The 12,066-nt window shown below is 53.3% G+C and carries 12 protein-coding genes; 9 read left to right on the top strand and 3 right to left on the bottom strand.

Annotated features, from left to right (window positions below):
- Positions 1–369 precede the first annotated feature (369 nt).
- The 4 genes from trxB (at position 370) to infA (ending at position 3,154) form a co-directional block, all read left to right on the top strand.
- A complete protein-coding gene (gene trxB / locus ACJJIR_RS09180) occupies positions 370–1,317 on the top strand; it encodes a thioredoxin-disulfide reductase (RefSeq protein WP_282933072.1) in 948 nt (315 codons plus the stop codon).
- Positions 1,318–1,405: 88 nt separating this feature from the next.
- Positions 1,406–2,098 (top strand): leucyl/phenylalanyl-tRNA--protein transferase, encoded by a 693-nt coding sequence (aat, locus tag ACJJIR_RS09175; protein WP_444908416.1) that lies wholly within the window; start codon positions 1,406–1,408, stop codon positions 2,096–2,098.
- Positions 2,091–2,810, top strand: a complete 720-nt coding sequence (locus ACJJIR_RS09170) for an arginyltransferase (RefSeq protein ID WP_413662222.1) — start codon at positions 2,091–2,093, stop codon at positions 2,808–2,810. The genes aat and ACJJIR_RS09170 overlap by 8 nt, the downstream gene beginning before the upstream one ends.
- A 125-nt stretch (positions 2,811–2,935) precedes the next feature.
- Entirely contained in the window at positions 2,936–3,154 is a 219-nt protein-coding gene (infA, locus tag ACJJIR_RS09165; RefSeq protein ID WP_010130378.1) for a translation initiation factor IF-1, read from the top strand.
- A gap of 96 nt (positions 3,155–3,250) precedes the next feature.
- On the opposite strand, the gene clpA is transcribed toward infA, so the two are convergent.
- Positions 3,251–5,530 (bottom strand): ATP-dependent Clp protease ATP-binding subunit ClpA, encoded by a 2,280-nt coding sequence (gene clpA / locus ACJJIR_RS09160; RefSeq protein WP_413662223.1) that lies wholly within the window; start codon positions 5,528–5,530, stop codon positions 3,251–3,253.
- Between the two features lie 134 nt (positions 5,531–5,664).
- Complete coding sequence (clpS, locus tag ACJJIR_RS09155) at positions 5,665–6,045, bottom strand: ATP-dependent Clp protease adapter ClpS (RefSeq protein ID WP_413662224.1); 381 nt, start codon at positions 6,043–6,045, stop codon at positions 5,665–5,667.
- Positions 6,046–6,310: 265 nt separating this feature from the next.
- Here clpS and cspD point away from each other — a divergent pair, with 265 nt between their 5' ends.
- Positions 6,311–6,610 (top strand): cold shock domain-containing protein CspD, encoded by a 300-nt coding sequence (cspD, locus tag ACJJIR_RS09150; protein ID WP_413662225.1) that lies wholly within the window; start codon positions 6,311–6,313, stop codon positions 6,608–6,610.
- Positions 6,611–6,715: 105 nt separating this feature from the next.
- On the opposite strand, the gene icd is transcribed toward cspD, so the two are convergent.
- Positions 6,716–7,966, bottom strand: a complete 1,251-nt coding sequence (icd, locus tag ACJJIR_RS09145) for an NADP-dependent isocitrate dehydrogenase (protein ID WP_020415259.1) — start codon at positions 7,964–7,966, stop codon at positions 6,716–6,718.
- A 149-nt stretch (positions 7,967–8,115) separates the two neighbouring features.
- Here icd and ACJJIR_RS09140 point away from each other — a divergent pair, with 149 nt between their 5' ends.
- From ACJJIR_RS09140 to purB, 4 genes are all read left to right on the top strand, one after another.
- Complete coding sequence (locus ACJJIR_RS09140; RefSeq protein WP_413662227.1) at positions 8,116–8,718, top strand: pseudouridine synthase; 603 nt, start codon at positions 8,116–8,118, stop codon at positions 8,716–8,718.
- A gap of 97 nt (positions 8,719–8,815) precedes the next feature.
- Positions 8,816–9,961, top strand: a complete 1,146-nt coding sequence (gene mnmA, locus ACJJIR_RS09135; RefSeq protein ID WP_444908097.1) for a tRNA 2-thiouridine(34) synthase MnmA — start codon at positions 8,816–8,818, stop codon at positions 9,959–9,961.
- 6 nt (positions 9,962–9,967) lie between these two features.
- Positions 9,968–10,606 (top strand): high frequency lysogenization protein HflD, encoded by a 639-nt coding sequence (gene hflD, locus ACJJIR_RS09130; protein WP_413665869.1) that lies wholly within the window; start codon positions 9,968–9,970, stop codon positions 10,604–10,606.
- 15 nt (positions 10,607–10,621) lie between these two features.
- The gene (purB, locus tag ACJJIR_RS09125; protein ID WP_444908096.1) at positions 10,622–11,995 is read left to right on the top strand and encodes an adenylosuccinate lyase; all 1,374 of its coding nucleotides are present in this window, start codon (positions 10,622–10,624) and stop codon (positions 11,993–11,995) included.
- Positions 11,996–12,066: the final 71 nt, after the last annotated feature.

The raw sequence follows: 12,066 nt of genomic DNA, 5'->3' as shown, positions 1-12,066 counted from the left end.
TCACTGGCCCCTATGACGCTCACACACCTAATACATCTAACAATCCGTAATTCTAATTTGTGACACCCCATTCTCCCCCTAGCAAAGCCAGCAGCAGTTGTTTCAGATTGGAACTTTTTTACATTTTTCCAGCTCTTACGGCCAGCTTTGGCGCAAACTCCGATTTGAGCCAAACCTCTATCAAGGTCAAAGAGAGTTGAATAGGTACGATCAATCGAACAAATTAAGGCAAACTATTTCGCCGAATGGTAAATATCGCCTATTATATCGCCCAATTTAATAGTCTCGCCTGATCAAAAAATGGACGGGCATATGGGCTCCCAGCCCATTGGGTAAACTTCGCAAATTGAGAGTTTTAAAGAGTACTTCATGAGCAATAACCATCATCGACTGATCATCCTCGGCTCAGGCCCTGCCGGCTACACCGCGGCTATCTACGCTGCACGAGCAAACCTGAACCCGGTTGTTATCACTGGTATGCAACAGGGTGGGCAGCTGACCACCACCACTGAAGTCGAGAACTGGCCGGGCGGTATTCCGGAGCTTCAAGGTCCGGACCTGATGGTGCAAATGCAGCAGCACGCAGAGCGCTTCGAGACAGAAATCATCTTCGATCACATCGAATCTGTTGATCTGAAACAGCGCCCTTTCACCTTGAAAGGTAACGAAACTTACACCTGTGACTCGCTGATTATCGCCACTGGTGCCTCAGCTCAGTACCTGGGCCTACCTTCTGAGGAAGCCTTCCAGGGGCGCGGTGTCAGCGCCTGTGCGACCTGTGACGGATTCTTCTATCGCGACCAGAAAGTTGCTGTTGTCGGTGGTGGCAACACCGCCGTAGAAGAGGCCCTGTACCTCTCCAATATCGCCAGTGAAGTGACCCTGATTCACCGCCGCGACGAGCTTCGCGCAGAAAAAATCCTTCAGGACCGTCTGATGGATAAAGTGGAAAACGGCAATATCAATGTCTGCTGGCACAATACCCTGGACGAAGTGCTCGGTGACGACAACGGTGTAACTGGGCTTCGCCTGCGCAACACCCAGGACGACACCACTACAGAGCTGGACGTTTCCGGTGTGTTTATTGCTATCGGTCACAAACCGAATACCGGTATCTTTGAAGGCCAGCTTGAAATGAATGGTGGTTACCTCATTGTGGAGAGCGGCCTGAACGGCAATGCCACCCAGACTTCTGTTCCCGGTGTATTTGCCGCAGGTGACGTATCCGACCATATTTACCGCCAGGCGGTAACTTCTGCGGGTACCGGCTGTATGGCCGCCCTGGACGCCGAGCGCTTCCTCGACGCCGAGAAGTAAGTCAAATCCCCGGGCAGAGCTTTTCTGCCCGGTATCCCCCTCTACCGACAGGAGTCAGATCGTGGCAGGGAACACCCAAAGCCGCCTGATGTGGCTCGACCACACCGTTGTAGACTTTCCCCCAACTGAATTCGCACTGGATGACCCCAATGGCTTGCTGGCAGCCGGAGGAGATCTGACTCCCGAGTGGCTGGTTGAAGCCTATCAAAGGGGGGTCTTCCCCTGGTATTCAGATGACCAGCCGATCTTGTGGTGGAGCCCCTCCCCTCGCTGCGTGGTTATCCCGCAAAACTTTCGTATTGGCCGCACTTTGCGCAAAGTATTGCGCCGAGGAACCTTTTCGGTCACCTTCGACCAAGCCTTTCCCGAGGTAATTGAGGCCTGCCGTGCCCCCCGGGCGGATGAAACCGGCACATGGATCACCGATGAGATGTGCGACGCCTATATCGACATGCACCATCAGGGATTTGCCCACTCTGTGGAGGTTTGGCGCGACGGTCGACTCGTTGGCGGACTCTATGGTATTGCGCTGGGGCGAGTGTTCTTTGGGGAGTCGATGTTTCACCGGGAGACAGACGCTTCAAAAGTCGCTTTTGTCCACCTCGTTCGGCAATTAGAATTGTGGGGCTGCCCACTGATCGACTGCCAGGTGAGCAATCCTCATCTCAGCAGCCTTGGGGCGGTGGAAATGTGTCGTAAGGATTTCGAACAACTGCTGGCAGACGGCGTTAAGCAGCCGCCTTTCCCGCAGCCCTGGAAGCTTTCGTGGACTTATGGGTAAATACTCTCAGCTGGATTCAGTGCGCCTACTGGCCACCCTGCCCCACCCCTGCGGTTACCTGCCGGATCGGGAGGCAACAACGGTGTTTGTCGATCCACAAACAGAAGTGGATCAGCGTCTGTACAACCGCCTGTCAGAGCTGGGATTCCGGCGCAGTGGTGCCTACCTCTATCGCCCCCAGTGCGCGACCTGTCGCGCCTGTATACCGGCTCGTGTGCCCGTAAGCCTGTTTGTCCCCGACCGCAACCAGAGACGCTGCTGGAAGCGCAACAAGGACCTGGACATATTCCATATCGAATCCATCGATACAGATGAGCACTACGAACTCTACGCCCGTTATATCGAGCAGCGCCACGCCGATGGGGAGATGTACCCTCCCAGCCGGGAACAATACCGCAGCTTCCTAAGCCAGGCTTGGGGGTCTACTCGCTATATTGAGCTGAGAGCCCGCGGCAAGTTGGTGGCAGTAGCTGTAACAGATATCCTGACTGCCGGGTTATCGGCCATCTATACTTTCTTCGATCCCGATGAGGACAAACGGAGCCTGGGCAGTTACTGCATCCTCTACCAGATCGAATGGGCCCGGCGCTTGGGACTACCTAATCTCTACCTGGGGTACTGGATTGAGAAGTGCCACAAAATGGCCTATAAAAGCCAATTTCGCCCCATCGAAATGTTAAAAGAAAACCGCTGGAGCCTTAAATCGCTCTAGTTCAACACACTCTCCCTTTGCTCTATCTTGCCTTTTCGTGCAAAATGCTCGCCCGTCAAGCCGCGGCTAGGCCAAAGAGCCTCCGGGGTAAAGGTCTGATCAAGTTATTGTAAGGTTGCTGCCGCATGGCAAAAGACGATTATATTGAAATGGAAGGCGAGGTGATCGACACCCTGCCGAACACCACTTTCCGCGTAAAGCTGGAAAACGGACACGTGGTAATTGCGCATATCTCTGGAAAGATGCGTAAAAACTACATTCGCATTCTCACCGGCGACAAGGTGAAAGTGGAGCTGACTCCATACGACCTGAGCAAGGGCCGCATTACGTACCGCGCGCGCTAATTCGCTCAGAGGCCAAATTCCGCAAGGCAATTTGACCTGAAATAAAAAAGCCACCTCTCGGTGGCTTTTTTATTGCTTGGCTGAAGCTAATTTACTTTAGGCGGGCACCGCCGTTTTAATCGCCAGCTCATCATCTTCAATAGTGACGCAAACACGCCCACCCTCTTCCGCCAACTCACCAAAGAGCACGGCTTCTGCCAGAGGCTTGCGCAGCTTGTCGCGAATCAGACGGGACATAGGCCTCGCACCCATCTTCTCGTCATAACCCCGCACCGCCAGCCACTCTCGAGCCTCATCATCAACGACCAGTGTCACCTTGGAGTCATCCAACTGGGCCTGCAACTCAACGATAAACTTATCCACCACCGTCTTCACGACATCCAGAGGCAGAGAACGGAATTGAATAATATTATCGAGGCGATTGCGGAACTCCGGGGTAAACATCTTCTTGATCTCCTCCATTCCATCGGTGGAGTGATCTTGATGGGAGAAACCGATTGAACGACGGCTCATCACCTCAGCGCCCGCATTGGTTGTCATAATCAGGATGACATTGCGGAAGTCCGCTTTGCGGCCGTTGTTATCAGTTAGAGTACCGTGATCCATCACCTGCAAAAGCAGATTGAATACTTCGGGGTGTGCTTTCTCAATTTCATCGAGCAGCACAACACTGTGAGGGTGCTTGGTAACCGAGTCTGTCAGTAAACCACCCTGGTCAAAACCCACATACCCAGGGGGCGCGCCGATCAGGCGGGAAACCGTATGGCGCTCCATATACTCAGACATATCGAAGCGAATCAGCTCGATACCCATCACCTTCGCCAACTGGCGGCAGAGCTCTGTCTTGCCGACTCCGGTGGGGCCCGAAAACAGGAAGGAGCCGATGGGTTTCTCTTCAGAACCCAGGCCGGCGCGACTCAGCTTAATCGCCGTACCCAGGGCATCAATCGCGCTGTCCTGCCCAAACACCACCATTTTGAGATTGTCATCCAGGCGTGATAACTGCTCCTTGTCAGAAGCAGACACGCTCTTGGCAGGTATTCTCGCCATCTTGGCGATAACCATCTCAATCTCACAAACCCCAATAACCTCTTTGCGGTCCTCTTCAGGCAGCAAAGATTGGTAGGCTCCCGCCTCATCGATTACATCAATGGCCTTATCTGGGAGGAATCGCTCGGTGATGTGACGACTGGATAGCTGCGCAGCAGCATCCAAAGCTCCATCGGTAAAGCGGACCTTGTGGTGATCCTCAAAGCAGCTTCTGAGCCCCTGCAATATTTGCACGGTCTCTTCCACTGAGGGCTCACTGACATCGATCTTTTGAAAACGGCGCGACAGCGCGCGATCTTTTTCAAAGATACCGCGATATTCAGTAAAAGTAGTGGAACCTATGCAGCGCAATTGACCGCTAGAAAGTAGCGGCTTAAGCAGGTTGGAGGCATCCATGACGCCTCCTGAAGCCGCGCCGGCCCCGATGATAGTGTGGATCTCATCAATAAACAGTACGGCGTGCTCACGCTTCTTGAGCTCCGCCAGCAGCGCCTTAAAGCGCTTCTCAAAATCACCGCGATACTTGGTTCCCGCCAAAAGGGAGCCAAGATCCAGAGAGTAAATAGTGCTCTCTTTCAAAGGTTCGGGGATATCCTCATCGACAATGCGCCGTGCCAAGCCCTCAGCAATTGCCGTCTTGCCGACACCGGACTCACCCACCAACAGTGGATTGTTCTTGCGGCGACGAGCGAGAACCTGCGTGACACGCTCCACCTCAGGTGCACGCCCCACAAGCGGATCAATACGGCCAAGAATTGCCTCTTGGTTGAGGTTGGTGGCGTAGCTTTCCAGGGGGTCGGAACCACCTGGCTCAGCGCCCCCACTAATTTCCTCATCTACCTGCTCAGGTGCAGTATCGGAACCGTGATGGTGATTGTTACCACTGGAGCCAACGCGGGAAATTCCGTGGGTGATGTAGTTAACTACGTCTATCCGGGCAACGCTCTGCTGTTTCAAGTAGTAAACAGCTTGGCTCTCCTGCTCACAGAAAATGGCGACCAGGACATTAGCCCCTGTAACTTCCTTTTTACCGGATGACTGGACATGGAATACAGCCCTCTGCAGGACCCTCTGGAAACCCAATGTCGGCTGGGTTTCTCGATCTGTATCGGCCTCCGGGATCAACGGTGTTGTGGAGTCCACAAACTCCAGGAGTTCACGGCGCAATGCACTTAAATCCGCCCCGCACGCATGTAGAACATCTGCTGCGGATTCGTTATCCAAGAGCGCCAGCAATAGGTGCTCAACGGTCATGAATTCATGCCGTTTCGCTCGAGCACCTTTGAACGCTAGATTAAGCGTTACCTCTAAGTCCTTGCTGAGCATCTAAACCTCAAACCCTAATCGCCAATATTTCCCGCCGACTCCGCTGGTAGGCGCGCACCCTTCGCCGGCGTTTATATCCTGGCTGATTCCCTTCAGGTGACGGGACCCTTTGTTCAAAGCAGTTTTTGTCAGAATCAATCCTCTTTGCTTTCGTCCGCTTCAATTTCACATAACAGGGGATGCTCATTCTCTTGAGCGAACTGATTGACCTGTGCGGCCTTTGTCTCCGCTATATCCCGAGTATAGACACCACACACTGCTTTTCCCCGTGTGTGAACCTGCAACATTAACTGTGTGGCGCGCTCCCGGTTTACTGAAAAAAACAACTCCAAAGTCTCAACAACAAAATCCATGGGGGTGTAGTCATCATTGAGCATAACGACTTTATACATCGGCGGCCGCTTCAGCTGCGGCGGCGCCTCCTCAAGGGCCAACCCACCATCGAAATCATCGAAGTACGGGTTGTCTCCATCGGAGTCACTGGAGCTTAGTTTAATGATTCGCGAAGTACTCATAACAATTATCAATGAATTCTATCGAGCCTGAAAATTGCACCCAATGCAACCTTCAATGACGTGACATTGTAACCTTATTTGACCTTTGACACAGCGGTCAGCGGGGAACCTTGACAATCCCCCAGCTGTTGACTACAAGAGGTAGTGACCGCTACATCAAACGTTAGTCGCAGATAGGATCGCAGCCGACTAACCAGCAGGTCAAATAAATATAAAAACTCTGTAAGGTGGCCAGGGGCCACTCAGGCAATTAGAGGGAATCGTTATGCCTACCGGTACTGTAAAGTGGTTCAACAACGCTAAGGGATATGGGTTTATTCTTGCAGATGAGGGAGGGGAGGATCTGTTCGCGCACTATTCCGCAATTCAGATGGAAGGCTACCGAACCCTGAAGGCAGGCCAGCAAGTCACCTTCGATATTATTCGAGGAGACAAGGGCTACCACGCTGCAAATATCTCCGCATTGACCTCCGAAACCACTTCACCCAACACTTCGAGCAAAAGCGAATCTGATGCAGTACACACAGAAAAGTCGAGGGAGAAGGAAGCGGAAGCTGTCGGCTAAGCGAGCCCAGCAAACAGACAATAAAAAAGCCCTTCACCAATGTGAAGGGCTTTTTTCATGGGACTCAGGCCAACTTATAAGCCAGCCCAGCCTCACGGATGTAGCTTAAGCCATGTGCTTGATAACTTCGTCACCAAACGCAGAACAGGACTTCAGCTCAGCACCGTCCATCAGACGCTCGAAATCGTAGGTTACGGTTTTGGCTTCGATAGCACCTTCCATACCTTTGATTACCAGGTCAGCAGCTTCGTTCCAGCCCAGGTGACGCAGCATCATCTCAGCGGAAAGAATCAGGGAGCCCGGGTTAACCTTGTCCTGGCCAGCGTACTTAGGCGCAGTACCGTGGGTTGCTTCGAACAGGGCAACGTCGTCGGACAGGTTTGCGCCCGGAGCGATACCGATACCACCAACCTGTGCAGCCAGTGCGTCAGACAGGTAGTCACCGTTCAGGTTCAGGGTAGCAATTACGTCGTACTCAGCCGGACGCAGCAGGATCTGCTGCAGCATAGCGTCAGCAATTACGTCCTTAACAACGATTTCCTTGCCAGTCTTCGGGTTCTTGAAGCTGTGCCAGGGGCCGCCGTCCAGCGGCTGAGCGCCAAACTCGTCGCGAGCCAGCTCGTAACCCCAATCAGCGAAGGCACCTTCGGTGAACTTCATGATGTTGCCTTTGTGTACCAGGGTTACAGAATCGCGATCCTGGTCCACAGCGTACTGGATAGCCTTGCGCACGAGACGCTTGGTACCTTCTGCAGAAACCGGCTTAACACCGATACCACAGTTCTCAGGGAAACGGATCTTCTTAACACCCATCTCGTCCTGCAGGAACTTGATAACTTTCTTAGCTTCGTCAGTGTCAGCTTTCCACTCGATACCAGCGTAGATATCTTCGGAGTTTTCACGGAAGATAACCATGTCTACCTTGTTCGGCTCTTTAACCGGAGAAGGTACACCGCTGAACCAGCGCACCGGGCGCTGACATACGTACAGATCCAGCTCCTGACGCAGGGCTACGTTCAGGGAACGGAAGCCGCCGCCTACTGGAGTGGTCAGGGGGCCTTTGATGCTAACAACGTAGTCTTTGATCGCTTCCAGAGTTTCAGCCGGGAACCAGTCGCCAGCGTAAGTCTCTGCCGCTTTCTCACCGCAGTAGATTTCCATCCACTCGATTTTCTTTTCGCCGCCGAAAGCTTTTTCTACAGACGCGTCGATCACCTTGCGCATTACCGGGGTGATATCCACACCGATGCCGTCACCCTCGATGAAAGGAATAACCGGGCGATTCGGAACATTCAGCGAACCGTCGGAATTGACTGTAACTTTTTCGCCGTCTGCCGGCACTTGGATATGACCCATATTGCGTAAACTCCCAAAATTCTATGACTTTTTAGGTCCAGCGTTGCTTGCACCGCTCCCCCGGGACCTTAGGGCGGGGATGAAAAACGGCGGGATTATAGCAGCCTCGGCTAATTTTTGTAGTTGGATTACAATACTCAATTTTTCTTATGGCAAAGATTATTCTCCTCAACAAGCCTTTTGGCGTATTAAGCCAATTTACAGATGATCAGGATCGCGCCACTCTGGCTAACTTTATCCAGCACAAGGGTTTCTATGCGGCGGGCCGCCTGGACTACGATTCTGAAGGATTACTACTACTGACTGATGATGGAGCGCTACAACATCAAATCAGTCACCCCAAGCGGAAAATGCCCAAAACCTATTGGGCCCAAGTGGAGGGTGAAATTACTGATGATGCCCTTTATATGCTCAGGCAAGGGGTCGACCTGAAGGATGGCCGAACCGCACCTGCCAAGGCCAAGCGCCTGCCTGATATGGAGCCCTGGCCCCGCACGCCGCCAATTCGCGAACGCAAATCGATCCCAACCAGCTGGCTGGAGCTGACTATCTCCGAGGGGCGAAATCGCCAGGTAAGGCGGATGACTGCGGCGGTAGGCTTCCCTACCCTACGGCTAATCCGGGTGGCGATAGGCAGCTGGAAGCTCGACTCATTAAAGCCTGGCGAGTATCGAACGGAAGAGGTTTTTAGCGCTCCCAAGCCCCGAACAAAGCCGGCAAACAACCGCAATCGACCGCGCCGAAAGCGATAATCTATAACGGAAGATCAAAGCGGTCTTGGTCAAACGGGGCGTTCGCAGGTAAAATTCGCCCCCCTTTCATACCTGTGAAGTAGTGACTGTCCTTCTTATGCCTGATTCCACCCACAACAAACAGCCAAAGCGCGTCATCGTCGGTATGTCCGGCGGTGTGGATTCCTCTGTAGCCGCACACCTGCTGATCCAGCAGGGCTATCAAGTGGAAGGCCTGTTTATGAAAAACTGGGATGAAGACGACGGCACAGAATACTGTACCGCCAAGGCGGACCTGGCTGATGCCCAGGCAGTTTGTGAGAAATTGGGCATCAAGTTGCACACCGCCAACTTTGCTGCGGAGTACTGGGATCACGTATTCGAGTACTTCCTGGCAGAGTATAAAGCCGGGCGCACTCCTAACCCGGACATCCTGTGTAACCGGGAAATCAAATTTAAGGTCTTTCTTGAGTACGCCGAAGTGCTGGGTGCCGATGCAATAGCCACCGGGCACTATACCCGTCGCCGCGATATCGATGGCCGCACCTATTTATTGAAGGGCCTCGACGGTAACAAAGACCAGAGCTACTTCCTGCATGCGGTGGGAGAAGCCGAATTTGCCCGCTCACTCTTTCCTTTAGGAGAGCTGGAGAAGCCCGAAGTTCGCCGTATCGCTGAAGAAAATGGCTTTATCACCCACAACAAAAAAGACAGCACCGGCATCTGCTTTATCGGCGAGCGCCGCTTCAAGGACTTCCTCGAGCAGTACCTGCCCGCCCAGCCCGGCGATATGGAAACCCCAGAGGGTGAAGTCATGGGGCGCCACGCGGGCCTGATGTACCACACCATTGGCCAGCGCCAGGGGCTCGGTATTGGTGGCGTCAAAGGTGCAGGCGAACAGCCCTGGTATGTTGTCGGAAAAAACCTGGAGCGCAATGTCTTGATTGTGGCCCAGGGTGCACACCACCCCCTGCTTTATGCAACGGGTCTGGAAGCAACACAGACCCACTGGATTAATGGCGCAGCACCGGGCAAAACCTTCCGTTGCCAGGCCAAGACCCGCTATCGCCAACCAGATCAGGATTGCACCGTGCACCTGCAGGGCAATGGCGATTTGGTTGTAGAGTTCGACGAGCCACAACGCGCAATCACACCGGGACAATCTCTGGTACTGTACGATGGAGAAACCTGTCTCGGTGGTGCGGTGATCGAGAAAGCCACGGGAGTTGGCGCCGCAGTACCGGAAAAATACAAGAAAGATTAAGGAGTAATTTTGAATAACTGGCGGGATCAGGCACTGGCACTGGCAGGAATATTCCAATCCGCAACACTGGTGGAGCGCCTGGCCAAAACAGGCTCTGCACCGCAGGAACAGCTGGAAACCGGGGTATATAGCCTCTTCCAACTAAACCCTGATCGCACTGAAGATATATTCGCCGGTGCAGACAAGCTGCTGCCCGGCTTAAAAGTATCGCAGCAAATACTAAAGACCCGGCAACACCCGGAATATACCGACGGTCTGCGCTACGCCCTCTCGGTGATCTACCTGCAGCGACAACTCAGTAAGAATAATGACCTGCTATCAATCATTGGCAGCCGATTGGATAAGGCCAAGACTCAAGCAGAGCACTTCGAGCTGACTCACGAGAATGTATTTTCCAACCTCGCCAGCATCTACAGCGATACGCTAGGTACCTTCCGCTTCCGGATTCAAGTACTGGGTGACTTCAATTACCTGCAACAGCAGCGTATCGCCAATCAAATTCGCTCCATGCTATTTGCCGGCATCCGCTCGGCAACCCTATGGCGACAGCTGGGTGGGCGTCGCCTGCACCTTCTGTTCCAGCGCAAAAAGCTTTTGAATGCGACCAACGAATTGATCGCACATATCGAATCTATAGAACACTAATCCCGGAGATTTACTATGACAGTTGAGCTTTCCGCCCTCACAGCGGTATCCCCTATTGATGGTCGCTACGAGAGCAAGACTGCCCCCCTGCGTGAAATTTTCAGTGAATACGGCCTGATCCGCGCCCGCGTTGAAGTGGAAGTACGCTGGCTGCAAAAACTTTCCGCACATAAAGAGATCGCCGAAGTTGAGCAGTTCGACGAAGCTGCCAACAAGCTGCTCGACAGCATTGTGGCCGACTTCTCCCTGGAAGATGCTGAGCGCATCAAGGAAATCGAGCGCACCACCAACCACGATGTAAAAGCGGTTGAATACTTCCTCAAGGATAAAATCAGCAGCAATGCCCAGCTGGCGAAAGTGAGTGAATTCGTACACTTTGCCTGCACCTCTGAGGACATCAACAACCTGTCCCACGCCCTGATGCTTCGCGCCGGCCGCGACAACGTCATGTTGCCTGCGATGGAAGCACTGATTGACGCTATCGTAGGCCTGGCCCAGGACTTTGCCGACGTACCCATGCTGTCCCGTACTCACGGCCAGACTGCCAGCCCGTCTACTGTTGGTAAAGAACTTGCCAACGTGGCCGCGCGCCTGCGCCGCCAGGTAGCCCAGATTAAAGCGGTGCCGCTGCTAGGTAAAATTAACGGTGCGGTAGGTAATTACAACGCTCACCTGTCCGCCTATCCCAATATTGACTGGGAGCAAAATGCTGAAGAATTCATTTCTTCTCTGGGCCTTAGCTGGAACCCCTACACCACCCAGATCGAGCCCCACGACTACATTGCTGAGCTGTTCGACGCTGTTGCCCGCTTTAACACCATCCTGATCGATTTTGACCGCGATGTATGGGGCTACATCTCCATGGGTTACTTCAAGCAAAAAGTCGTAGCCGGTGAAGTTGGCTCCTCCACCATGCCGCACAAAGTTAACCCCATTGACTTCGAAAACTCCGAAGGCAATCTGGGTATTGCCAACGCCGTATTCCAGCACCTGGCCGCCAAACTTCCAGTATCCCGCTGGCAGCGCGACCTGACAGACTCCACCGTGCTGCGCAATATGGGGGTGGGTGCGGGCTACTCTGCCATTGCCTATGCCGCCACCATGAAAGGCCTGGGCAAACTGGAAATCAACCGCGAGCGCCTGGCGGAAGACCTGGATAATTCATGGGAAGTGTTGGCAGAGCCGATCCAAACGGTTATGCGTCGCTACAACATTGAAGAGCCTTACGAGAAACTGAAGGCCCTCACCCGCGGTCAGGGTATCACCCGTGAAACCCTGAAAGTATTTATCGAAAACCTGGAGATTCCCGCAGAAGCCAAGAGCGATCTGCTGGAAATGACTCCGGCATCCTATATCGGTAATGCCGTGGAACAGGCTCGCAAAATTTAACCGAGCCCAGCTACCAGCCGCACCCAGTGCGGCTGGTCATCTTTTAAAAAATACAAAAGTACGCTGGATAG

This window comes from Microbulbifer maximicatervae (SeqCode), from assembly GCF_052467385.1.
This window is presented reverse-complemented; position numbering and strand designations above follow the sequence as displayed.